The sequence below is a fragment of the Rhizobacter sp. genome (assembly GCF_035702065.1).
Classification (GTDB): domain Bacteria; phylum Pseudomonadota; class Gammaproteobacteria; order Burkholderiales; family Burkholderiaceae_C; genus Rhizobacter.
Genome location: NZ_DASSRA010000149.1, coordinates 1 through 22,848 on the forward strand (window position 1 = coordinate 1; position 22,848 = coordinate 22,848).

Annotated in this window: 18 protein-coding genes and 1 pseudogene; 15 read left to right on the plus strand and 4 right to left on the minus strand. The window is 68.8% G+C overall.

Annotated features, from left to right (window positions below):
• Both VFL64_RS07060 and alaC read left to right on the plus strand, forming a co-directional pair.
• Positions 1 to 510 (plus strand): annotated as a pseudogene (locus VFL64_RS07060) (penicillin-binding protein 1C); the annotation flags it as partial.
• A gap of 72 nt (positions 511 to 582) precedes the next feature.
• Complete coding sequence (gene alaC / locus VFL64_RS07065; RefSeq protein ID WP_489539669.1) at positions 583 to 1,767, plus strand: alanine transaminase; 1,185 nt, start codon at positions 583 to 585, stop codon at positions 1,765 to 1,767.
• 109 nt (positions 1,768 to 1,876) lie between these two features.
• Here alaC and VFL64_RS07070 read toward each other — a convergent pair whose 3' ends face one another.
• Positions 1,877 to 2,233, minus strand: coding sequence for a phage holin family protein (locus VFL64_RS07070; protein WP_489539670.1), 357 nt, complete (start codon positions 2,231 to 2,233; stop codon positions 1,877 to 1,879).
• 239 nt (positions 2,234 to 2,472) lie between these two features.
• Between VFL64_RS07070 and VFL64_RS07075 the strand changes: the two genes are divergently transcribed.
• The 13 genes from VFL64_RS07075 (at position 2,473) to VFL64_RS07135 (ending at position 16,182) form a co-directional block, all read left to right on the plus strand.
• Positions 2,473 to 5,637 carry a S8 family peptidase gene (locus VFL64_RS07075; RefSeq protein ID WP_489539671.1) on the plus strand — a complete coding sequence of 1,055 codons (3,165 nt, stop codon included), beginning with the start codon at positions 2,473 to 2,475 and terminating at the stop codon, positions 5,635 to 5,637.
• Positions 5,638 to 5,865: 228 nt separating this feature from the next.
• Positions 5,866 to 6,576 carry an energy transducer TonB gene (locus VFL64_RS07080; protein WP_489539672.1) on the plus strand — a complete coding sequence of 237 codons (711 nt, stop codon included), beginning with the start codon at positions 5,866 to 5,868 and terminating at the stop codon, positions 6,574 to 6,576.
• A complete protein-coding gene (locus tag VFL64_RS07085) occupies positions 6,573 to 7,334 on the plus strand; it encodes a MotA/TolQ/ExbB proton channel family protein (protein ID WP_489539673.1) in 762 nt (253 codons plus the stop codon). Before VFL64_RS07080 ends, VFL64_RS07085 begins: the two co-directional genes overlap by 4 nt.
• Positions 7,335 to 7,356: 22 nt before the next feature.
• The gene (locus tag VFL64_RS07090; RefSeq protein ID WP_489539674.1) at positions 7,357 to 7,776 is read left to right on the plus strand and encodes an ExbD/TolR family protein; all 420 of its coding nucleotides are present in this window, start codon (positions 7,357 to 7,359) and stop codon (positions 7,774 to 7,776) included.
• 3 nt (positions 7,777 to 7,779) lie between these two features.
• Entirely contained in the window at positions 7,780 to 7,977 is a 198-nt protein-coding gene (hemP, locus tag VFL64_RS07095) for a hemin uptake protein HemP (protein ID WP_489539675.1), read from the plus strand.
• 129 nt (positions 7,978 to 8,106) lie between these two features.
• A complete protein-coding gene (locus tag VFL64_RS07100; RefSeq protein ID WP_489539676.1) occupies positions 8,107 to 10,401 on the plus strand; it encodes a catecholate siderophore receptor Fiu in 2,295 nt (764 codons plus the stop codon).
• 44 nt (positions 10,402 to 10,445) lie between these two features.
• A complete protein-coding gene (locus VFL64_RS07105; protein ID WP_489539677.1) occupies positions 10,446 to 11,126 on the plus strand; it encodes a Fe2+-dependent dioxygenase in 681 nt (226 codons plus the stop codon).
• Positions 11,119 to 11,730 (plus strand): PepSY-associated TM helix domain-containing protein, encoded by a 612-nt coding sequence (locus tag VFL64_RS07110; protein ID WP_489539678.1) that lies wholly within the window; start codon positions 11,119 to 11,121, stop codon positions 11,728 to 11,730. The genes VFL64_RS07105 and VFL64_RS07110 overlap by 8 nt, the downstream gene beginning before the upstream one ends.
• Before the next feature lie 30 nt (positions 11,731 to 11,760).
• The gene (locus tag VFL64_RS07115) at positions 11,761 to 12,279 is read left to right on the plus strand and encodes a DUF2271 domain-containing protein (RefSeq protein WP_489539679.1); all 519 of its coding nucleotides are present in this window, start codon (positions 11,761 to 11,763) and stop codon (positions 12,277 to 12,279) included.
• Between the two features lie 37 nt (positions 12,280 to 12,316).
• On the plus strand, positions 12,317 to 13,144 hold the full coding sequence (locus tag VFL64_RS07120) for a DUF4198 domain-containing protein (RefSeq protein ID WP_489539680.1): 828 nt from the start codon (positions 12,317 to 12,319) through the stop codon (positions 13,142 to 13,144).
• An 11-nt stretch (positions 13,145 to 13,155) separates the two neighbouring features.
• Positions 13,156 to 14,163, plus strand: coding sequence for an FAD:protein FMN transferase (locus tag VFL64_RS07125; protein ID WP_489539681.1), 1,008 nt, complete (start codon positions 13,156 to 13,158; stop codon positions 14,161 to 14,163).
• Complete coding sequence (locus VFL64_RS07130; protein WP_489539682.1) at positions 14,160 to 15,527, plus strand: sulfite reductase subunit alpha; 1,368 nt, start codon at positions 14,160 to 14,162, stop codon at positions 15,525 to 15,527. The genes VFL64_RS07125 and VFL64_RS07130 overlap by 4 nt, the downstream gene beginning before the upstream one ends.
• 232 nt (positions 15,528 to 15,759) lie before the next feature.
• A complete protein-coding gene (locus tag VFL64_RS07135; RefSeq protein ID WP_489539683.1) occupies positions 15,760 to 16,182 on the plus strand; it encodes an SWIB/MDM2 domain-containing protein in 423 nt (140 codons plus the stop codon).
• Positions 16,183 to 16,390: 208 nt separating this feature from the next.
• On the opposite strand, the gene VFL64_RS07140 is transcribed toward VFL64_RS07135, so the two are convergent.
• The 3 genes from VFL64_RS07140 to VFL64_RS07150 all read right to left on the minus strand — a co-directional run.
• Positions 16,391 to 19,204: an ATP-binding protein gene (locus VFL64_RS07140; RefSeq protein WP_489539684.1), complete on the minus strand. Its 2,814-nt coding sequence runs from the start codon at positions 19,202 to 19,204 to the stop codon at positions 16,391 to 16,393.
• 150 nt (positions 19,205 to 19,354) lie between these two features.
• Positions 19,355 to 22,258 (minus strand): excinuclease ABC subunit UvrA, encoded by a 2,904-nt coding sequence (gene uvrA / locus VFL64_RS07145; protein ID WP_489539685.1) that lies wholly within the window; start codon positions 22,256 to 22,258, stop codon positions 19,355 to 19,357.
• Positions 22,259 to 22,383: 125 nt separating this feature from the next.
• Positions 22,384 to 22,848, minus strand: a 465-nt coding sequence (locus VFL64_RS07150) for a YfaP family protein (RefSeq protein ID WP_489539686.1), incomplete at its 5' end; no start/stop codon positions are given.

The window sequence follows — 22,848 nt, forward strand, 5'->3', positions numbered from 1 at the left end:
GGCAACGCGAGCGGCGAGGCCATGCACCACGTGAGCGGCGTGAGCGGCGCGGCGCCGGTGTGGCAGGCGCTGGTGAAGCAGCTGCACCACGGGCTGCCCTCGCGCCGCCCGCCGCCGCCACGCGGCGTGGTGACCCAGCGCGTGCAGATCGCCGGCGGGCGCGAGCCGGCGCGTGACGAGGTCTTTCTCGCCGGCACCACGCAAGCGCAGTGGCAGCCCAGTGCGCAGCTGCGCGAGGCGCAGCGCTTCGGCATCACCAACCCGCGCGACGGCAGTGTGTTCGCGCTCGACCCCGACATGCCGCCGCAAGCGCAGCGCATCCGCTTCGAAGGCGAGCGCGGCGTGTGGCGGCTCGACGGCAAGCGCGTGGCGCAAGGCGAGCGCTTCAACTGGGCGCCATGGCCGGGGCGGCACGAGTTGCAGCTCATCGGCGCCGATGGGCGTGAGATCCAGCGCGTGCGCTTCGAGGTGCGCGGTGCAGGTGTGAAAGCAACGCTGGCCTCGCGCTAACATCCGCGAGCCCCGCACCTTGCGGGGCACGTCGCTCGGACGGTTCCGGGCGCTCACGTGAAAGCCACTTCAATGTCTGTTTCAGGCAAGCGCCGCTTTGCGCGCATCGACCGCCTTCCCCCCTACGTCTTCAACATCACGGCCGAGCTCAAGCTCGCCGCGCGCCGGCGGGGCGAAGACATCATCGACATGAGCATGGGCAACCCCGATGGGGCCACACCACCGCACATCGTCGCCAAGCTCAACGAGGTGGCGCAGCGGCCCGACACGCACGGCTACTCGGCCAGCAAGGGCATCCCGCGGCTGCGCCGCGCCATCTCGCACTGGTACCGCGACCGCTATGCGGTGGAGATCGACCCGGATCACGAGGCCATCGTCACCATCGGCTCCAAGGAGGGCCTCGCGCACTTGATGCTCGCCACGCTGGACCGCGGCGACACCGTGCTGGTGCCCGATCCGAGCTACCCCATCCACATCTACGGCGCGGTGATTGCGGGGGCCGACATCCGCTCGGTGCCGCTGGTGCCCGGCGTCGACTTCTTCGCCGAGTTGGAGCGTGCCATCCGCGGCAGCTACCCCAAGCCCAAGATGATGGTGCTCGGCTTCCCGAGCAACCCGACGGCACAGTGCGTGGAGCTCGACTTCTTCGAAAAGGTGATCGCGCTCGCCAAGAAGCACGACATCTTCGTCGTGCACGACCTGGCCTACGCCGACATCGTGTTCGACGGCTGGAAGGCGCCGTCCATCATGCAGGTGCCGGGCGCGAAGGACATCGCGGTTGAGTTCTTCACCTTGAGCAAGAGCTACAACATGGCCGGCTGGCGCGTGGGCTTCATGGTTGGCAACCGCGAACTGGTGGCCGCGCTTGCACGCATCAAGAGCTACCACGACTACGGCACCTTCACGCCCCTGCAGGTGGCGGCCATCGCCGCGCTCGAAGGCGACCAGCAGTGCGTGAAGGACATCGCCGCGCAGTACCAGAAGCGCCGCGACGTGTTGGTGAAGGGCCTGCACGAAGCCGGCTGGATGGTCGAGACGCCCAGGGCCTCGATGTACATCTGGGCGCAGATCCCCGAGCGCTACCGCGCGCTGGGCTCGCTCGAGTTCGCCAAGCTGCTGCTGGAGCAGGCCAAGGTCAGCGTGTCACCCGGCATCGGCTTCGGTGACCACGGCGATGACCACGTGCGCTTTGCCTTGATCGAGAACGAGTCGCGCATCCGCCAGGCGGTACGTGGCATCAAGGCCATGCTGAAGTAGCCCCCCAGTCGCTTCGCTCCTGCCCCCAAGGGGCGCCTCCCGGCGGCCCGGCAGAGCCGGTTCCGCGGGAGTTGCTTGATGTTGCGCTTGCTTCGCTCGCGCCGTGGCCTCAGCCCTGGCGCGCGAAGAGACTCTCCAGAGCGCTGTCGATGACCATGCCGCACAGGCTGTAGATCAGCGAACCGATCAGCGCCGCGCCGAAGCTCGCGACCGACAGGCCGTCGAGCAGCTGCGCGGCGAAATAGAACATCAGCGCGTTGATGACGAAGAGGAAGAGCCCCAGCGTCACCACCGTCACCGGCAGCGTCAGCAGCACCAGCAGCGGGCGCAGCAGCGCGTTGAGCAGGCCCAGCACGAGGGCAGCGATCATGGCCGAGCCGAAGCTCGTGACTGTGACGCCGGAGTAGAGGTGCGCCACCAGCAGCAGCGCGGCTGCAAGCAGCAGCCAACGGACGATGGTCTTCATGGCCGCGAGCATAGCGGGATGCTGTGTGAGCGAGCACGCACCGCGCGATCTCTTTGGAGGCCGAGGGTTCCCCCGCCCCCCTAGTGATAGGGGGTGTCGTTCGCTTGACGCCCACGAAGTGCAGCGCCGAGCATGCGGGCTCCCCAACCCCACGTTCAGTGCCACGCGCTATCCGCGCATGGCCTGTCCCGGTTCCGCCCTTGCGGGGCCGGGTGGACTTGCCCCAAAAGGAGTGTCTCGTGTTCAAGCCCCTTCCCTGGAAAACCGCGTTGGCCTTGACGGCCTCGCTGGTGATGGCCGCTTGCGGCGGCGGTGGCAGCGGCCCCGCCGAATCCGACGCCGACAAGGCGCCGTTGGCCGACCCCAGCGCGCGAAGTGTCGGATCGCTGTCCCTGCCGGGCGGCGCCCAGCCCGGTGTGCTCGACAAGCAGCTGGCCGGTGCCCGCGGCTCGGTCGACGTGTGGGTGACGCTGTCCGATGCGTCGGTGGCCGCGGCCGCCACCAGCCTCGCGGCCAGCACCTTGGCCACGGGTGACCGCGAGCAGGCGAAGAGCATGCAGGCCCTGCGCGCCGCGCCCGAGGGTGTGCGCGCGGCGCTGCGATCGCACCGCGCGGCGCTGATGAGCAGCCAATCTGCAGCCGCCAGCCGCCTCCAGGCCCTCGGGGCCGTGGAGCTGGGCCGCGTGCACGTGGCGCACAACGCCATCGCCGTGCGCGTCGATGCGAGCCAGCTGAAGGCCATCGCGGCGCTGCCGGGTGTGGCCAAGGTGCGCCGCGTGGTGCACCACGAGATGAGCCTGAGCGAGACCGTGCCCTACATCGGCGCCAGCGCCGTGCAGCAGGCCGGCTTCGACGGCACCGGTGTGAAGGTGGCCGTGCTCGACTCCGGCATCGACTACACGCACCGCAACCTGGGTGGCGCCGGCACGGCCGAGGCCTACGAGAAGGCCTTCGGCACCGGCACCAGCGACCCGCGCAACACCACCATCGACCCGAGCGTGTTCCCCACCGCCAAGGTGGTGGGCGGCTTCGACTTCGTCGGTGAGTCCTGGCCCAACGGCGATCGCAGCGAAGACCCGAACCCGATCGACTTCCAGGGCCATGGCACACACGTGGCCGACATCATCGGCGGCAAAAGCCTCGACGGCACGCACAAGGGCGTGGCCCCGGGCGCCAAGCTCATCGCGTTGAAGGTGTGCAGCGCGGTCGCCACCAGCTGCAATGGCATCTCCATCCTGAAGGCGATCGACTACGCCATCGACCCCAACGACGACGGCGACCTCTCCGACTCCGTCGACGTGATGAACCTCTCGCTGGGCTCCAGCTACGGGCAGGTGGAAGACGACTCCACGCTCGCGCTGATGAACGCCGTCGACCTCGGCATCGTGGTCGCCGTGGCGGCCGGCAACAGCGCCAACCTGCCCTACGTGGTGAGCTCGCCCTCGATCGCCCCGGGGGTGATCAGCGTGGCGCAGACCTCGGTGCCCAGCGCCACGGCCTACCGCCTGCGCGTCAACTCCCCTGCGGCCATCGCCGGTGAGTACGGCAACACCGCAACCGTCGAATGGGCGCCCATCGGCGCCGGCTTCACCGGCAATGTGGTGGCCGTGGGCACGGCCTGCCCAGGCGGCGCCGCCCTGCCCGACGTGGTGGGCAAGGTGGCCCTGATCGACCGCGGCACCTGCTCGGTCAGCCTGAAGGTCGACCGCGCTGCCGCAGCCGGTGCGACCGCGGTGCTGATCGGCCTGGTCGCCCCGGGCGATGCGGTCTCGTTCAGCTACGGCGGCGGCACGAACTTCGTGCCCACGCTCGTGATCCAGCAGTCGCTCTCCAATGCCATCAAGGCCAACATCGCCGCACCCGTCAACGTGAGCGTGTCCGACGCCACGCGCGTGGCCATGGTGGGCAGCATGGCCAGCACCTCGGCACGCGGCCCCAGCATCAGCTTCCAGACCATCAAGCCCGAGATCGGCGCGCCCGGCGCCTCGGTGTCGGCGGTGGCCGGCACGGGCGACGGTGAAGAGTCCTTCGGCGGCACCTCGGGCGCCACCCCCATGATCGCGGGCTCGGCAGCGCTGCTGATCCAGGCCTTCCCGAACCGCACGCCGCTGCAGATCAAGTCGATGCTGATGAACAGCGCCACGACCGAGGTCTACACCAACGCGGCGCTGCTGCCCGGCCGGCTGGCACCGATCACGCGCATCGGCGCGGGCGAGGTGCGCGTCAACAAGGCGCTGGCGCTGAACGCCGTGGCCTACAACAAGGACGACCTCTCCGCCGCGCTCTCGTTCGGCGCGCGCGAGGTGAGCAGCTTCGCCGAGTACGAGAAGAAGCTGGTGGTCGAGAACCTCGGCAACCGGGCCAAGACCTTCAGCATCCGCAGCAGCTTCCGCTATGCCGATGACCAGGCCAGCGGCGCGGTCTCCGTCCACGCGCCCAGCAGCGTGCGCGTTGGGGCGAACAGCCGCGAGACGATCACTGTCAAGCTGCGCGTCGACCCGCGTCGCCTGCCCGACTGGACGCTCGACGGCGGCGCACTCGGCGGCCGCGGCGACCTGCTGGACGGGCCGGAGTACGACGGCTACGTCACGCTGACCGCTGGCACCGAGGTGCTGAGCGTGCCCTGGCACATCCTGCCGCGCAAGGCGGCCGAAGCCGGCGCCCTGATCGCGCAGCGCTCCAACTGGCCGGGCGGCATCATCCTGTTTGCCAACGCCGGCCTGGCCGACAGCGAGTTCGACGTGTTCGCACTCACCGGCACCAGCAGCAAGTACCCGGTGGCCGATCTGCCGACGCCGGGCTCCAACTTCGCGGTGGTCGACATGCGCGCGGTCGGCGTGCGCTACTCCGCGGCCGATGGCGCCCTGCAGTTCGCCATCAACACCTTCGGTCGGCGTGCGCACCCCACCTACCCGGGTGGCTTCGAGGTCGACATCGACGTCAATGCCGACGGCGTGCCCGACTTCGCGGTGTTCAACAGCGAACAGGGCGGCTTTGCAGCCACCGGCGTCAGCGTGGTGAACGTGGCCAACCTGGCCACGGGCCGAACCAGCATCTACTACTACGACGATGCCGACCTGAACTCGGCCAATACCATCCTCTCGCTGCCGCTGGCCGCGCTGGGGGTCACGGCCGACACGCAGCTGAGCTTCTCGGCCTTCGCGTACGACAACTACTTCACCGGTGCCATCACCGACGAGATCCTCGACATGCGCTTCACGCCGTCCACGCCGCGCTATGCGGTGGTGGGTGACAGCAGCGGTGTCGTGCGCTCGCTGCGCCTGGGCCGTGTCGACACGCAGACGGTGTCGGGTGGCGCCACGGCCTCGCCGTCGCAGACCGGCTTCCTGGTGATGATGCGCCGCAACGCGGGCAAGGAAGCCGAGGTGCTGACCATCCGCTGAGGCGGCTGCACCTCTGCCATTTTTCGTTTTCTCCTTCGCTCACACGGGCCGCTTGCGCGGCCCGTTTTTTTTGCACCGGGCGAACCTGATTGCGTGGATGGCCTGTCGGAGCCTCGCAACGCTGCGCCATTTCTGCAAATGCGAATCGTTCTCGTTAGTGTTAGACTGGCTCTCCCGTGAAGCTTTGTGGCGGCCCCGCAAAGCTTTGCTGCCCTTTGAGCCGCTGTGATGCCTTCCACCCCTGCCACCGTCGCCCCGCTGCCGCCCACGCCCCTGGCCTTGCGCAGGCCGGCCTCGGCGTCCGATGGCTTGAGCACGGGGCAGCGCCGCGGCGTCATCGGCGCGATCGCCCTGGCGCACGTGGGAGCGATCTGGGCCATCCTGCAGGTGCCTGCGGTGCGTGAAGCGGTGATGGACGCCGCACCGGTGTTCGTGGAGCTGCTCGCGCCGCCGGCCCCACCTGCTCAGCCACCCGCTCCGCCACCGCCTGCGATCAAGGCGCCGCCGCCTGTGGTGATGGCCGCACCGCCAGTGCCCCATGCGCCGGTGGCTGCCTTCGAGACCGCGCCACCGCCCGAGGTGCCTTCGCCGCCGGCTCCCGTGCAGGCTGTCGAGGCGCCGCCGGCCCCGCCCGCCCCCATGCCGGCCGCGGCGCCCAAGATGATCCCGGCCGCGGACGTGCAATACCTCGAGACGCCGCTTGAGTACCCGCGCACCTCGCGCCGCCTGCAAGAGGCCGGCACCGTGACGCTGCGCGTCTACATCGACGAACGCGGCCACGTGGCCAGCGTGCAGGTCAGCAAGTCGTCCGGCTTTTCTCGGCTGGACGACGCTGCGCTGACCTCGGTGAAGAAGTGGCGCTTCAAACCCTATGTCGTGAACGGCCAACCCATGGCGGGCTATGCCGTGATCCCCGTGATGTTCGAACTGGAGAAATGACCGTGGCAACCGCTGATACCGCACTGGGCTTCGGCCACTTCATCATGCAAAGCGACGTGGTGGGCAAGACCCTGCTGCTCATCCTGGTGCTGATGTCGGTGGCCTCGTGGGCCATCATCGCCCTCAAGGGCCTCACGCTCGTGGCCCGCAAGCGCCGCAGCGAGAGCTTCCTGCACTTCTTCTGGAACGCCACCTCGCTCGACTCGGTGGCCAACGAGATCGCCACGCACGGCGCCAACGACCCCTTCTCGCACCTCACCAGCCACGCCATGCACGCGCAGGCGCACCACGCCAAGTACGGCGCGGCCAAGCTCGAAGAGGCGGGCAGCGCCGGCGACTTCGTCACCCGCACCATCAAGAAGGTGCTCGACGAAGAGACCACGCGCCTGGAGAACGGCCTTGCCATGCTGGCCACGGTGGGTGCCACCGCGCCCTTCGTCGGCCTGTTCGGCACCGTCTGGGGCGTGTACCACGCACTCGTCGCCATCGGCATGAGCGGTGCCGGCACGCTGGACAAGGTCGCCGGCCCGGTGGGCGAGGCGCTCATCATGACCGGCCTGGGTTTGGCGGTCGCCATCCCCGCGGTGATGGGCTACAACTGGCTCACGCGTTCCAACCGCGTGATCCTCTCCAAGCTCGATGCTTTCGCTTACGAGCTGCACACCTTCGTGTCGATGGGCCAGCCGCTGAGCAGCGAGAGCGCCCCCGCGCCGCTGCAGCCGGTGCGTACCTCGGCGCCGCGCCCGCGCGTCGCCTGACGGCATCCCAAGGAGCAACGACATGGCCTTCGCCAGTTTCGACAACCGCAACGCCGGCGCACCCATGGCCGAGATCAACATGGTCCCGTTGATCGACGTGATGCTCGTGCTGCTTGTCATCTTCATCGTCACCGCGCCGCTGCTCACGCAGGCCGTGAAGCTGGAGCTGCCGCGCGCCAACGCACAACCCAACATCGTCAAGGCCGAGAAAGTGGAGTTCGCCATCGACGCCAACGGCCAGCGCTTCTGGAACGGCGAGCCGGTCGACCGCAGCGAAGCCGCGCGCCGCTTCATGGAAGAAGGCAAGAAGCAGCCGCAGCCCGAGGTGCACCTCAAGGCCGACCAGGCCGTGGCCTACCGCAACGTGGCCCAGACCCTGGCCGATGCCACCAAGGCGGGCCTCACCAAGGTCGGCTTCATCAGCGACCCCGAGGCACCCTGAGCCATGTCCACGCCGCCCGTGCCAACCGACCGACCGGCGCCCGAGCCGCTGCCGCGCCCTGCGCCGACGGCGGGTGAAGCGGTGCAGCGCATCTCCAGCGACGTGTTGCTGGCCGGTGCGCAAGAGGTGCAGATCGAGCACCGCGGCACGCTGTACCGCCTGCGCCAGACCTCGCTCGGAAAGCTCATCCTCACCAAGTAAAGCGCGGCCACGCACGGCCGCCACACACCGCGAGGCGGGAGAAACGCCTCGTTGTCCATACCCCCCTGAGCCAGCCATCGCCAGCAACGGAACACCTCGTCGTCTGACACACCCACTCAGGAGAAGACCTTGGCCCACATCAAGAGCCGCAAGCACGCAGCAACGCGGCAATCCCCCCTCGCCTACCCGGCCGCCCTCGGCCTGATGGCGATCGCCATGCCCGTGGCCGCACAGACCGCCACGCCACCCGCCGAGCCCAGGAAGCCCGAGGCCGCGCAAGAAGTGACGCTGCCGCCGGTGAAAGCCAAGGCCAGCGCGCCCGAGGCCACCGACTTCAAGGCCGACACCGTCGCCAGCCCCAAGTTCACGCAGCCGCTGGTCGACACGCCGCAGACCATCACCGTCATCAAGAAGGAGCTGCTGCAGCAGCAAAGCGCCACCACGCTGACCGAGGCGCTGCGCAACACCCCGGGCGTGACGCTGCAGCTGGGCGAGAACGGCAACACCACCACCGGTGACGGCATCTTCATGCGCGGCTTCGACACCAGCAACAGCATCTTCGTCGACGGCATCCGCGACATGGGCGCGATCTCGCGCGACATGTTCAACATCGAGCAGGTCGAGGTGGTGAAGGGCCCGTCGGGCTCCGACAACGGTCGCGGCGCCTCGTCGGGCTACGTCAATCTGGTCAGCAAGACGGCAGGCAAGGAAGCCTTCAACAAGGGCAGCGTGACGCTCGGCACCGACCAGCGCATGCGCGCCACGGCCGACCTCAACACGCCGCTCGAGCTGGGCATCCCCGGCTCGGCCCTGCGCCTGAACGTGATGGCGCAGGACTACGGGGTGCCGGGCCGCGACGAGGTCGAGAACAAGAGCTTCGGCTTCGCGCCCTCGCTGGCCTTCGGCCTGGGCACGCCCACGCGCGCGGTCTTCAACTACCTCTACGTCAAGCAGAACAACGTGCCGGACGGCGGGGTGTCGACCTTCGGCCTGCCGGGCTACATCTACCCCACCGGCACGGCCGGCAACCCCACCGTCGATCCCAGCAACTACTACGGCTCGACGGGCGACTACAACGACGTGACGGTGAACATGTTCACCGCCAAGATCGAGCATGACTTCGCGCCGGGCATCGTGCTGCGCAACTCAACGCGCCTGGGCCACACGGAGCAGGACTACCAGTTGACCGGCGTGAATGCGGTCAACCCGGCCAACAGCGGCGTCGTTCTCAGCAATCCCGCCACCTACACCGTGGCTCGCAGCCGCCAGGGCCGCCACCAGAGCAACGAGATCCTCACCAACCAGACCAACCTGCAGACGGCGTTCAAGACCGGCTCCGTCGAGCACGACCTGTCGACCGGCATCGAGCTGACCTACGAGCGCCAGAACCAGATCAACAAGGTGATCCCGCTCGGCGCCACGGCCCAGGCCCCCGCCAACCTGTACAACCCGAGCACGGGCGATGTGTTCCAGCCGACCGTGGACACCGGCGCCTACACCAAGGGCAGCACGCTGACCGCCGCGGTCTACGGCTTCGACACGCTGAAGTTCAGCGAGCAATGGCTGGCCACCGCCGGCCTGCGCTGGGAGAAGTACCACACCGAGAGCAACAGCGCCGCCTACAGCACCACCACCGGCGTCCTGACACAGAACGGGCCCATGAGCGTGAACGACGCGCTGCTGAGCTGGAAGCTCGGCGGCGTGTTCAAGCCCGTGTCCACAGGCAGCATCTATGCGGCCGTCTCCAATTCGTTCCAGCCGCCGGGTGGCAACAACTTCCAGCTCGCCAACAGCGGCAACAGCCAGAACCGCACGGACTTCGAGCCGCAGGAGGCCAGCAACATCGAGCTGGGCACCAAGTGGGATCTGCTCGACGGCAAGCTGGGCCTGACCGGTGCCATCTACCGGGCCGAGAACAAGAACGAGATCGTGTCCGACGGCGCGACCGTTCCCACCTACTCCCAGATCGGCAAGCGCCGCGTCGATGGCCTGGAGCTGGGCGTGGTGGGCCAGGTCACGCCCGCGCTCAACCTGAACGCCGGCTTTGCGTACATGGACTCGGAGATCCTGCAAGGCAACACCGGCACCAGCGGCAACACGATCGTCTACACGCCGAAGATCACGTTCACCTCCTGGGTGAGCTACAAGCTGCTGCCCGCGCTGACCATCGGCGGCGGCGTGCGCTACATCGACACGGTGGCGCGCACCAGCAACCCGGCCGTGACCTCGGGCGTGGTCACCGTCGACGACTACTGGGTGGCCGATGCCATGGTCAGCTACGACGTGAACAAGAACGTCTCGCTGCAGCTCAACCTCAACAACCTGTTCGACAAGGACTACGTGGCCTCCGTCAACAACGGCGGCTCGCGCTACACCCCGGGCGTGGCGCGCAACGCGCTGCTCACGGCGAACCTGTCGTTCTGAGACAGCATGTCGGCCCACCTCTCATCGGCGAAAGGATCTCCACCATGATGCTTCATGTACCGGGTGTCCTGACGCCGCGGCAGGTGGCCGAGATGCGTGCTGCCATCGACGCGGCCGACTGGCAGGACGGGCGCGCCACCGTCGGCGCGCAGGGTGCCCAGGTCAAGCAGAACCGGCAGCTGCCCGAGGCGGGCGAGCTGTCGCTCAAGCTGGGCCGGGTGATCCTGCAGGCGCTGGAGGCGAACCCGCTGTTCGTCTCGGCGGCCCTGCCACTGCGCTTCGTGCCGCCGCTCTTCAACCGCTACGAAGGCGGCGAGCACTACGGCCTGCACGTCGACGGCTCGGTGCGCGGCGTGCCGGGCACCAACCTGCGTTTGCGCACCGACCTCTCGTGCACGTTGTTCCTGTGCGACCCGGAAGACTACGACGGCGGCGAGCTGGAAGTGATGGACACCTACGGCGCCCACGAGGTCAAGCTGCCGGCGGGCGACCTGATCCTCTATCCCTCGAGCAGCCTGCACCGCGTGCAGCCGGTGACGCGCGGCGCGCGCGTGTGCTCCTTCTTCTGGCTGCAGAGCATGGTGCGCGACAACACGCAGCGCGCGATGCTGTTCGAGCTGGATCAGACCATCCAGCGCCTGCGCGCGAGCGTGGGCGACGCGGCCGAGGTGGTGTCGCTGACGGGCACATACCACAACCTCCTGCGCATGTGGGCCGATGTCTAACACTGCACGCCGCGCCTATTGGCTCAAGACCCTGCACCAATGGCACTGGATCAGCTCGGCGCTGAGCCTTGTCGGCCTGCTGCTGTTCACGGTGACCGGCTTCACGCTCAACCACGCCACGCAGATCGAATCCAAGCCGCAGGTGAGCACGCGCCAGGCCCAGATGCCGAGCGAGCTGCTGCCGCAGATCGCCAAGGCGGCCGACGGCGCGCCGCTGCCGAGCGCCGTGGCGGACTGGGTCGCGCAAACGATCCGCGTCGACGTGGCCGGCCGCGCGGCCGAGTGGTCGCCCGAGGAGGTCTACATCCCCCTGCCGCGACCCGGCGGTGACGCCTGGCTGCGCATCGCACGCGACAGCGGCGAGCTGGAGTACGAACTCACCGAGCGCGGCTGGGTCTCCTACTTGAACGACCTGCACAAGGGCCGCCACACCGGTGCGGCCTGGAGCTGGTTCATCGACCTCTTCGCGCTGGCTTGCCTGGTGTTCTCGGTCACCGGGCTCTTCATCCTCAAGATGCACGCGGCCAACCGGCCCAGCACCTGGCCCGTGGTGGCCGGCGGGCTGGTGATCCCGCTGCTGCTCGCCATCCTCTTCATCCATTGAACCCACTCACGTCTATCTGAAGGAACCACGATGCAACTGCGCTATTCGATGGCCCTGGGCGCCGCGGCCGCGCTCGCGACCCCTGCCTTCGCTGCCGAAGCCAACCTCAAGCTCGAACTGCCGCGCCTGAGCGTGGCCGAGTACCACCGCCCCTACGTGGCGGTGTGGGTCGAGAAGGCCGGCGACCAGAGCTTCGCCGGCAACCTGGCGCTCTGGTACGACCTCAAGAAGAAGGACAACGGCGGCGCCAAGTGGCTCAAGGACATGCGCTCGTGGTGGCGCAAGAGCGGCCGCGAGCTGCAGACGCCCATCGACGGCGTGACCGCCGCCACGCGCGCCCCGGGCGAGCATGCGTTCAGCCTGGCTGGCGCCAAGGCACTGGCCGCGCTGCCGCCGGGCAGCTACCAGCTGGTGATCGAGGCCTCGCGCGAGAACGGCGGCCGCGAGGTGCTGCGCGCGCCCTTCGAGTGGCCCATCAAGAGCGCCCAGACCGTCAAGGTGCAGGGCGAGCACGAGCTCGGCGCCGTCTCGCTCGAACTCAAGCCCTGAACGCCAAGCCCTGAACGACACGCCCCGGAGAAACGCCATGAACCTGACACGCCTCTCCCTCGCTTTGCTCGCCGCGGCCGCCCTGCTGCCCACCGCCGCCCACGCGCACCGCACCTGGTTGCTGCCGTCCGCCACCGTGGTGAGCGGCAAGGAGCCCACCGTGGTGGTCGACGCTGCCGTCTCCGAAGACCTGTTCGAGTACGACACCAACGCGCTCGCGCTCGATGGCCTGTCCATCACCGCGCCCGATGGCGGCAAGAGCAAGCCCGAGGCGGTGACGACCACGCGCCGCCGCAACAGCTTCGACTTCAAGCCCACGCAACCCGGCACCTACCGCATCGTCAACTTCAGCGAAAGCGCGATGGCGAGCTACAAGCTCGGCGGTGAGACCAAGCGCTGGCGCGGCAGCCTGGAGGCAATGGCCAAGGAGATCCCGGCCAACGCCGAAGAGCTGCAGGTCACGCGCACCCAGGCGCGCGTGGAGACCTACGTCACCTATGAGCAGGACGACAAGAGGCCCGTGGCCCCCAGCTTTGCGCCGCAAGGCACGGGCCTGGAGCTGATCCCGCTCAGCGCGCCCACCGACCTGAGCGTGGGCGACACCTCCAGCTTCCGCCTGCTGATCGACGGCCAGCCGGCCGCCAACATCGACGTGACGCTCATCCGCGGCGGCAACCGCTACCGCTACAAGATGGGCGAGATCGCGCTCAAGACCGATGCGCAGGGGCAGTTCAGCGTCAAGTGGCCCGAGGCCGGCCGCTACTGGATCGGCGCCAACACCGGCGGTCGCGGCCCCGGCGGCACGGCCGCCCAGCCGGCGCGTCGCGCCAGCCTGAGCGCCACCGTCGAAGTGCTGCCGGACTGAGTGACGCTGCGATGAACCTGCGCGTGCTGGTGCCGCAGGCCATCAGCCCGCGTGCGCCTGCCTTGGGTGGGGCCGTGCACGCGCTCGAAGGCCTGTCCATGGGCACCACCTGGGCGGTGCGCCTGGTGGGGCCGCCTGCGCTGCGCACCGAGGCCATTGCGCAGGCGATCCAAAGCGAGCTGGACGAGGTCGTCGCGCAGATGAGCCCGTGGGAGAGTGATTCCGACATCACGCGCTTCAACCTGGCCGGGGCCGGTGAGTGGCAGGCGCGGCCCGAGGCCTTCTTCGAGGTGCTTGGCTACGGCCTGGCTGTCGCGCGCGACAGCGCCGGTGCCTACGACCCGACTGCGGGCGCGCTCGTCAACGCCTGGGGTTTCGGCCCGCACGGCCGGCACGGCGACCCCGACTTCGCGCCGCCGTCGCCCACGCAGATCGACGCGGCGCGCGCCGTGAGCGGCTGGCAGCGGCTGGAGTTCGATGCCGCGGCGCGCCGCGTGCGCCAGCCAGGCGGCTTGCAGATCGACCTCTCGGCCATCGCCAAGGGCTACGCCGTCGACCGCATCGCGGCCCTGCTCGCGCAGCGCTTCGGCCTCGACGAGACGCTGGTCGAAGTGGGTGGCGAGCTGCGCGGCAGCGGCGTCAAGCCCGATGGCCAGCCCTGGTGGGTGGACCTGGAGGTGCTCGGCCCCGACGCGGTGCAAACGCGCGTGGCCCTGCACGGCCTGAGCGTGGCCACCTCGGGCGACTACCGGCGCTTCTTCCGCAGCGGCGGCGTCAGCTATCCGCACACCATCGACCCGCGCAACGGCCGGCCGATCGCGCACGGCCTGGCGCTCGTCACCGTGCTGCACGAGCGCTGCATGGCGGCCGATGCGCTGTCCACCGCGCTCACCGTGCTGGGCCCCGACGAGGGCCTGGCCTGGGCTGACGCGCGCGACATCGCGGCCCTCTTCATCACCCGCCAGCCCGATGGCGGCCTGCAAGAGCGCATGAGCCGCGCCTTCACCGCACTCGCATGAACCGGGCGCAACTCCTTGCCGCAGCCGCCGTGTTGCTGGCGTATGCGGCGCTGTGCGGCGTCATCTGGTGGCGCGAGCACAGCAAGCGTCTGCGGGCGCAGCGGGACGTGGCCGCCCTCGGCACCGCCGCCGAAGGCGCAGCACCCGTTCTCGTGGCCTACGCCAGCCAGACCGGCTTCGCCGAGCAGCTGGCGCAGCAGAGCGCACGCCTGCTGCACACCGGCGGCGTGCCGGTGCGCCTGCTGCCGCTGGGCCAGCTCACGCAAGACGAGCTGGCTCGCACCGAGCGCGCGCTCTTCATCGTCAGCACCTACGGCGAAGGCGATGCGCCCGACAACGGGGCGCGCTTCGCGCAGCAGGTGATGTCGGCCGAACTGAAGCTGCCGCGGCTGCACCACGCGGTGCTGGCGCTGGGCGACAGCAGCTATGCCCACTTCTGCGGCTTTGGCCGCCGCCTCGATGCCTGGCTGCAAGAGCGCGGCGCCGGCGCCCTGTTCGAGCGCGTGGAGCTCGACAACGAAGACGCTGCAGCCCTCACCACCTGGCAGCACCAGGTGGCGCACCTCGCCGGCACCACCGACCTGCCCGACTGGCAGGCGCCGGCCTTCGACCGCTGGCGCCTGGTCGAGCGGTGCGTGCTCAATGCCGGCAGCCAAGGTGCACCGGTCTGCCATCTCGAGCTGGAGCCGGTGGGTGCTGCGCTGCCTGCATGGGAAGCCGGCGACCTGGTGCAGTTGCGCGCACCGGGGGACCCCGTGCGGCCGCGCGAGTACACCGTCTCGTCGCTGCCGTCCGATGGCCGCGTGCACCTGCTCGTGCGCCAGGAGCGGCATGCCGATGGCTCGCTCGGCTGTGCCTCCGGCTGGCTCACGGAGCAGGCGCCGCTCGGCACCGAGATGCCGCTTCGCCTGCGCGCGCACAGCAGCTTTCGCATCGGCGACAACGCGGCGCGGCCGCTGCTGCTCATCGGCAACGGAACCGGCCTCGCCGGCCTGCGCAGCCACCTCAAGGCACGCGCCGCGAGCGCGCAGCGCCGGCCCGCGTGGCTGCTGTTCGGCGAGCGGCAGTCGGCACATGACCGCTTCTTCGCCGACGAGATCGAGGCCTGGCTCGCGCAAGGCGTGCTGGCGCGGGCCGATCTCGTGTTCTCGCGCGACCAGGCCGAACGCGTCTACGTTCAGCATTGCCTCATCGGCGAAGCGCAGCGCGTGCGCGAATGGGTTGCCGACGGTGCGGCGATCTACGTCTGCGGCAGCCTCGAAGGCATGGCGGGCGGCGTCGATGCGGCGCTCGAGCAGGTGCTGGGGCGCGATGAACTCGCGCGTTTGAGCGACGCAGGGCGCTACCGACGAGACGTCTACTGAACGTTCCTCGTGCGATGCGAGGTGCATCAAAGCAGCACCGAGGTGACGTGCCACAGCGACAAAAGCGTGCTGCACGGGGCACGAATGCGCGTTTTACCTATGAAAACTGCTTCTCAATGCAGCACTCTCGCAGTAGTATTCGCTCCGCACGTGGTCCATGGAGAACAGAGAGCTCATGCGGCTCTCACCCAACCCGGGCACATCAACAACTTATTTGATGGAGAAATTCAAAATGGCAACTGCGAAGAAGGCTGCGAAACCCGCAGCAAAGAAGGCCCCGGCCAAGAAGGCCGCTCCGGCCAAGAAGGCCGCTGCAAAGAAGGCCGCTCCCGCGAAGAAGGCCGCTCCGGCCAAGAAGGCGGCGCCCGCCAAGAAGGCGGCTGCGAAGAAGGCTCCGGCCAAGAAGCGCACCCCGAACGCCGCCTTCATGAAGGCCATGACCCCGAGCGCCGCACTGGCCGCCATCATCGGTGGCACCCCGGTTCCGCGCACGGAAGTGACCAAGAAGGTGTGGGAGTACATCAAGAAGAACGACCTGCAGGACAAGGCGAAGCGCACGATGATCAACGCCGACGCCAAGCTGAAGGAGATCTTCAAGAAGGCCCAGGTCTCGATGTTCGAGATGACCAAGCTGATCAATGGTCACCTGAAGTAAATCGCGGCGATACGCTGATTGAGAAGGCCGGTGCATTGCACCGGCTTTTTTCATTCTGGCGTCGAAGGAGCAGGCCTTCGATACCTCAGGCCGAGCGGACGGGGATGTGCGAGCGCAGCGAAGCACTCATCAAGCAACGCCCGCGGAGCCGGCTTTGCCGGGCCGCCAGGCGGCGCCCCTTGGGGGCAGGAGCGAAGCGACTGGGGGGCTAATTCAAAGCCTGTCCCAAGCCTTCGAGGATGTGGACCACGTTGATCGGTTTCGTCCAGTAGCCGTCAAAGCCGGCCGCCAGGGCGGCGTCGATCTGTGTTTGCATCGCATCAGCTGAGAGCGCGATGCACTGCAGGCCGGCGCCCTGGGTGTCGCTGCGCAGGGCGCGGATCAGTTCCAGCCCGTTCATGTCGGGCAGGTTCATGTCGATCAGCAGCAGGTCGTGGCGTCGTGCGCGCGCGGCCGCGAGGCCCGAGCTGCCGTCGGTGGCGACCTCCAGTTCCCATTGCGGGCGGGCCTTGAACACCTCTTGCATCAAGAGCACGTTGAGCGGCTCGTCCTCGATGTAGAGCACGCGCCGGCGTTCCTCGGCTTGCGGGGGCTGCGAGGTCTCGCCGGGCGCATCGCCGCCGCGCACCGCGGCCGGCGCGGCGCCGGCAGGCAGCAGCAGCGAGAAGGTGGAGCCCTTGCCGGGCTCGCTGCGCACCTTGAGTTCCCCGTTCATCGAGGCCGCCAGCTCGCGCGCGATCACGAGGCCGAGGCCTGTGCCTTCCACGCGCTTCTGCTCGGCACCCAGCCGGTTGAAGGGCTGGAACAGGTGCGACTGCTGCTCGGCGCTCAGGCCCGGGCCGTCGTCGCTCACCGCCACCTGGATGCGCGAGCCGCTGCGCGTGAGGGCCACGCGCACCGCGCCGGCCGGCTTGTTGTACTTGATGGCGTTGGAGAGCAGGTTGAGCAGCACCTGCTCCACCGCGCGCGCGTCGGCCTGGGCCCAGTGGGCGCGCTTGGTCGGCGCCACCAGGCGCACGCCGGCGCTGTCGGCCAGCGGCTGGATGAGCGCGAAGCAGGTCTGCAGCGTGGCGGTCAGGTTGACCGGCGCCTGCTGCAGCGAGAAGTCCTCCTGCTCGATGCGCGCCAGGTTGAGCATGTCGTTGATCAGCTCCAGCAGGTGGCGCCCGGCGCGCAACACGCTGTCGAGGCGGCGGCCCTGGTCGGCGGCGAGCGGGTTCACGCGGTCGATGGCCATCAGCTGCGCGAAGCCGAGGATGCCGTTGAGCGGCGTGCGCAGCTCGTGGCTCACGCGCGAGAGGAACTCGCTCTTGGCGCGGCTGGCGCGTTCGGCGGCTTCCTTGTCGCTGCGCAACTGCTCGTGTGCGGCCTGCTGCGTCATGTCGCGGCAGGTGCCCACCAGGCCGGTCACGCGCTGGCCATTGCCATAGGTGCAGCGGGCGAAGATCTCCAGGGTGGCCTCGCTGCCGTCGGCACGCGGCAGGCGGTAGCGTGCCTCCAGCATGCCGCCGGTGGCAATGGCCTGGTCGACGCGTGCCTGCACGCCGTAGCGGTCATCCGGGTGGATGGCGGCCAGCCATTCGGTGAACGGGTAGGCCGGCTGCGGGAACTTGAGGCCGTGGTTGGAGCAGGCGCGCGCGTCCAGGCTCATCCGGCCGCCGACGAGGTCGAACTCGGCGATGCCGATGCCCGCCGCTTCGGCGGCCAGGCTCCAGCGCTCTTCGCTGCTGCGCAGCGCGAGTTCGGTTTCCTTGCGCACCGTCACGTCGGACGAGAAGCCATGCCACAGCGTGCCGCCGGCCGGGTGCCGCTCGGGCACGGCGCGCGTCTCGATCCAGCGCACCACGCCGTCGCGCACGATGCGGAACTCGCGTTGCCACGGCACCAGCGTGCGCGACGCGGCCACCAGGCTGGGCATGTAGCCGGGCTGGTCGTCAGGGTGGAGCAGGCGGCAGACGACGTCGCAGTCGCCGCCGTCGTCGTTGCGCGGCGGGGCGGCACCGAAGAGTTCGCGCGAGGCCTCGCTGGCGTAGGTGTAGCTGGTGCTGCCGTCGGGTTGCAGCCAGAGCTGGTAGATGACGCCCGGCACCTGCGCCGTCAGCTTGCGCAGCAGCTCGGCCTGGCCGTGGGTGCGGCGCTCGGCGGCGATGTGCGCCGAGACATCGCGCGCCGTGCCGCGGAAGCCGCAGAAGCGGCCCTGTGCATCGAACACCGGCACGGCGCTGCGCGAAACCTGCAGCACGCCGCGTGGCGTGGTCTTGTCGGTGATGACGCGGGTGACCGGCTGGTGCCGGCGGAGCAGCATGTGCAGGTTGCGCTGGCCGCCCAGTGGCTGTCCCAGGCCGTCGAGCAGCGGCGAGTCGGCGAGCAGCTGGCCCTTCATGGCGGCCGGCGACAGGCCCGTGACCGTTTCGAAGTTGGGCGAGACCCAGGTGTAGCGCAGCTGCGCATCGGTCTCCCACATCCAGTCACCGGAGGCGCGAGCGAAGTCGAGCAGGCGTGCATGCTCCTCGTCCACCGGCGGCGTGCCGAGGCGCTGTGCCAGCAGCTCGCTGGCCAGGCGGGCGAGGCGTCGCAGGCTGTCGCGCTGTGCCTCGGTGAGCGTGCGCGCGTGGGTGTCGATGACGCACAGCGCACCGAGGGTGGCACCGTTCACGCGCAGCGGCTCGCCGGCGTAGGCGCGCACATGGGGCGTGCCAGTGACGAAGGGGTTGTGTGCGAAACGCGGATCGCGCGCGGCATCGGCCACTTCGAACAGGCTGTCGGCGGCCAGTGCGTGGTTGCAGAAGGAGATGGCGCGCGGGATCTCACGCACCGGCAGTTCGTCCCAGCCGTGCACCGCCTTGAACCACTCGCGATCGGCGTCGATCAGGCTGATGACGGCGATGGGGCAACCCGTCAGCTGCGCCGCGCACTGCGCCAGGGTGTCGAAACTCTCTTCGGGCTCGCTGTCGAGGAGGCCCGATGCCTGCAGCGTGGCCAACCGGTGGTGTTCATCAGCAGGCAAAGACGCAGGCGGCATGGGGTGTGTCGCGAGGGGTGTCGAACGAGGGAGCGAACGGGGGGCGAACGCGGGATTGTCGGGCTGGCGCAATGTAGTGCGGCACACGCGCCTTGCCAATAGTGGCAACTTCGCATGATTCGTGCCGCCTTGCAGCGCAGCACGGTGCGATCAGCGCAGCAGCGGCTTCAGGTAGTGCCCGGTGTGGCTGGCCGGGTTGGCCGCCACCTCTTCCGGCGTGCCGCTGGCCACCACGGTGCCGCCGCCGGCGCCGCCCTCGGGGCCCATGTCGATCAGCCAGTCGGCGGTCTTGATGACGTCGAGGTTGTGCTCGATCACCACGATGGTGTTGCCGGCGTCCCGCAGCTGGTGCAGCACCTTGAGCAGCAGGTCGATGTCGGCGAAGTGCAGGCCGGTGGTGGGCTCGTCGAGGATGTACAGCGTGCTGCCGGTGTCGCGCTTGCTGAGCTCGAGCGCGAGCTTCACGCGCTGCGCCTCGCCGCCCGACAGCGTGGTCGCGCTCTGGCCGAGGCGGATGTAGCCCAGGCCCACGTCAAGCAGGGTCTGCAGCTTGCGTGCGATGTTCGGCACGGCGTTGAAGTAGCCGTGCGCGTCTTCCACCGTGAGCTCCAGCACCTCGGTGATGTTCTTGCCCTTGTACTGAACCTCCAGCGTCTCGCGGTTGTAGCGCTTGCCGTGGCACACGTCGCAGGGCACGTACACGTCGGGCAGGAAGTGCATCTCGACCTTGAGCACGCCGTCGCCCTGGCAGGCCTCGCAACGCCCGCCCGCCACGTTGAAGCTAAAGCGCCCCGGGCCATAGCCGCGCTCGCGTGCGGTGGGCACCTCGGCGAACAGCTCGCGGATGGGCGTGAAGAGGCCGGTGTAGGTGGCGGGGTTGCTGCGCGGGGTGCGGCCGATCGGGCTCTGGTCGACGCTGATCACCTTGTCGAACACGTCCAGGCCTTCGATGGCGTCGTGGGCCTCGGGCTCGGCGTGGCTGCCGTACAGCTTGCGCGCCACGGCCGCGTACAGCGTGTCGTTGACGAGCGTCGATTTGCCCGAGCCGGACACGCCGGTCACGCAGGTGAAGAGGCCCACCGGGATCTCGGCCGTCACGCCCTTCAGGTTGTTGCCGCGGGCGTTGACGATGCGCAAGCGCTGCGGCTCGTCTTGATCGGCCAGGCGGTGCCGTTGTTTCGGCACCGCGATCTTGAGCACCTGCGACAGGTAGCGGCCGGTCAAGGATTCGGCGCTGGCGGCCACGTCCTCGGGGCGCCCTTGCGCGATCACGTGCCCGCCATGCACGCCGGCACCCGGGCCCATGTCGATCACGTGGTCGGCGGCGCGGATCGCGTCTTCGTCGTGCTCGACCACCAGCACGCTGTTGCCGATGTCGCGCAGGTGGCGCAGCGTGCCGATGAGGCGGTCGTTGTCGCGCTGGTGCAGGCCGATGCTGGGCTCGTCGAGCACGTACATGACGCCGGTGAGACCCGAACCGATCTGCGAGGCGAGGCGGATGCGCTGCGACTCGCCGCCCGAGAGCGTGTCGGCGCTGCGGTCCAGGCTCAGGTAGTTGAGGCCCACGTCGTTGAGGAACTTGAGCCGCGAGCGGATCTCGCGGATCACCTTGTCGGCGATCTCGGCCTTGGCGCCCTTGAGGTGCAGCGACTCGAAATAGGCCAGGCACTCGCGCAGCGTGAAGTGCTCGACGCGGTAGATCGGCTCGCCCTGCTTGTCACCTTCGCCCTGCAGGAACACATGGCGTGCCTCGGTGCGCAGGCGCGTGCCGTGGCAGTCGGGGCATGGCCTGGCGGCCTGGTAGCGCGCGAGGTCTTCGCGCACGGCGGCCGAGTCGGTCTCCTTGTAGCGGCGTTGCAGGTTGGGGATGATCCCTTCGAAGGGGTGCTTGCGCTTGACGCTGCGCGTCTTGCCTTTGCCCCCCTCGGCCTCGTAGACGAAGCTGATCTCCTCGTCGCCCGAGCCGTGCAGCAGCACCTGCTGCGCCTTCTTGGGCAGATCCTCGAAAGGCGTGTCGATGTCGAACTTGTAGTGCCGGGCCACGCTCTCCAGCAGCGAGAAGGTGTAGCCGTTGCGCCGGTCCCAGCCCTTCACCGCGCCGCTGGCCAGGCTGAGCGAGGGGAAGGCCACCACGCGCTCGGCATCGAAGGCCGTCACCTGGCCCAGGCCGTCGCAGCTGGGGCAGGCGCCCACCGGCGAGTTGAAGGAGAAGAGCCGCGGCTCCAGCTCGCTCAAGGAGTAGCTGCAGATGGGGCAGGCGAACTTGCTGCTGAACAGGTGCTCGCGGCCCGTGTCCATCTCCAGCGCCATCGCGCGGCCGTCGGCGATGCGCATCGCCGCCTCGAAGCTCTCGGCCAATCGTTGCTGCAAGCCGGGCTGGACCTTGACGCGGTCGATCACCACGTCGATGTCGTGTTTCTCCGCCTTCTTGAGCCTGGGCACGTCGGTGGCGTCGTAGGTCGTGCCGTCGACGCGGAAGCGGACGTAGCCCTGTGCCTGCATGTCGGCGAAGAACTCGGTGAACTCGCCCTTGCGGTCGCGCACCACCGGGGCCAGCACCATCAGCTTGGTATCGGGCGGCAAGGCCAGCGCGGCGTCGACCATCTGGCTCACGCTCTGCGCCTGCAGCGGCAGCTGGTGCTCGGGGCAGAAGGGCGTGCCGGCCCGTGCATAGAGCAGACGCAGGTAGTCGTGGATCTCGGTCACCGTGCCGACGGTGGAACGCGGGTTGTGCGAGGTGGCTTTCTGCTCGATGCTGATGGCGGGCGACAAGCCCTCGATCACGTCGACGTCGGGCTTGTCCATCAGCTGCAGGAACTGCCGCGCGTAGGCCGAGAGGCTCTCCACGTAGCGCCGCTGCCCTTCGGCATACAGCGTGTCGAAAGCCAGGCTCGACTTGCCAGAGCCGCTCAGGCCGGTGATCACCACCAGCTGGTTGCGCGGGATGTCGAGGTCGATGTTCTTGAGGTTGTGCGTGCGTGCGCCGCGCACCCGGATGACGGGGGCTTCGATGGAAGAAACGTCGGCGGGGGCGGCGGGCTTGCGGGGTGGCATCGGGCGTGACGCGAAACCGGACATGATAGCGGCGCAGGGTGTCGTGTCTGCTGACATCCGCCATGGCGCACGCCCATGAAAAAGGGGCGGACAAGGTCCGCCCCACAGAGTGGCCGAAGCCGAGATCAGTTGCAGTAGGTGACTGACTCGCTGGGGCTCGGGTTCGGGTTGGGCGGGTCGCTTGCCATCCAGGCGTTGGCGGTGGTGACCGTGACACGGCACTGGGCGTCGACGACGATGTCGAAGACGTGCCACTTGTCGAGCGTGCCTTCGCCCGGCCCCGGCGTGTAGACCGTGGTGTTGCCGTCGTAGATGAGTTCCACCTTGACCGGGGAGCCCGTCATGCCGGGATTGAAGGTGCTGGAGTAGTTGTCCAGGTAGTAGCGGTAGGTGCCTTGAGCCAGTCGGCGGACGGACACGAACTCGGGGCCGAAGGAAGTGACGTCATCGATGTCGAGGTTGACGTAGGGCGAAGCCGACAGCGAACCCTTGGACGAGTAGAAGACGTGCGCCCCTTGCGGCGTGAGCATGTGCGAGTCCACGTCGAGCGGTGCCGCACCCCAGGTCAGCTTGACCTGCAGGACAGTGCC

Excerpts from the sequence above, each read along its gene's own strand:
- VFL64_RS07085 (WP_489539673.1), top strand. The coding sequence starts at position 6,573 with ATGACCGTGGCAACCGCTGATACCGCACTGGGCTTCGGCCACTTCATC.
- VFL64_RS07080 (WP_489539672.1), top strand. The coding sequence starts at position 5,866 with ATGCCTTCCACCCCTGCCACCGTCGCCCCGCTGCCGCCCACGCCCCTG.
- VFL64_RS07135 (WP_489539683.1), top strand. The coding sequence starts at position 15,760 with ATGGCAACTGCGAAGAAGGCTGCGAAACCCGCAGCAAAGAAGGCCCCG.
- alaC (WP_489539669.1), top strand. The coding sequence starts at position 583 with ATGTCTGTTTCAGGCAAGCGCCGCTTTGCGCGCATCGACCGCCTTCCC.
- VFL64_RS07120 (WP_489539680.1), top strand. The coding sequence starts at position 12,317 with ATGAACCTGACACGCCTCTCCCTCGCTTTGCTCGCCGCGGCCGCCCTG.
- VFL64_RS07090 (WP_489539674.1), top strand. The coding sequence starts at position 7,357 with ATGGCCTTCGCCAGTTTCGACAACCGCAACGCCGGCGCACCCATGGCC.
- hemP (WP_489539675.1), top strand. The coding sequence starts at position 7,780 with ATGTCCACGCCGCCCGTGCCAACCGACCGACCGGCGCCCGAGCCGCTG.
- VFL64_RS07110 (WP_489539678.1), top strand. The coding sequence starts at position 11,119 with ATGTCTAACACTGCACGCCGCGCCTATTGGCTCAAGACCCTGCACCAA.
- VFL64_RS07115 (WP_489539679.1), top strand. The coding sequence starts at position 11,761 with ATGCAACTGCGCTATTCGATGGCCCTGGGCGCCGCGGCCGCGCTCGCG.
- VFL64_RS07125 (WP_489539681.1), top strand. The coding sequence starts at position 13,156 with ATGAACCTGCGCGTGCTGGTGCCGCAGGCCATCAGCCCGCGTGCGCCT.
- uvrA (WP_489539685.1), bottom strand. The coding sequence starts at position 22,258 with ATGCCACCCCGCAAGCCCGCCGCCCCCGCCGACGTTTCTTCCATCGAA.
- VFL64_RS07070 (WP_489539670.1), bottom strand. The coding sequence starts at position 2,233 with ATGAAGACCATCGTCCGTTGGCTGCTGCTTGCAGCCGCGCTGCTGCTG.
- VFL64_RS07140 (WP_489539684.1), bottom strand. The coding sequence starts at position 19,204 with ATGCCGCCTGCGTCTTTGCCTGCTGATGAACACCACCGGTTGGCCACG.
- VFL64_RS07105 (WP_489539677.1), top strand. The coding sequence starts at position 10,446 with ATGATGCTTCATGTACCGGGTGTCCTGACGCCGCGGCAGGTGGCCGAG.
- VFL64_RS07130 (WP_489539682.1), top strand. The coding sequence starts at position 14,160 with ATGAACCGGGCGCAACTCCTTGCCGCAGCCGCCGTGTTGCTGGCGTAT.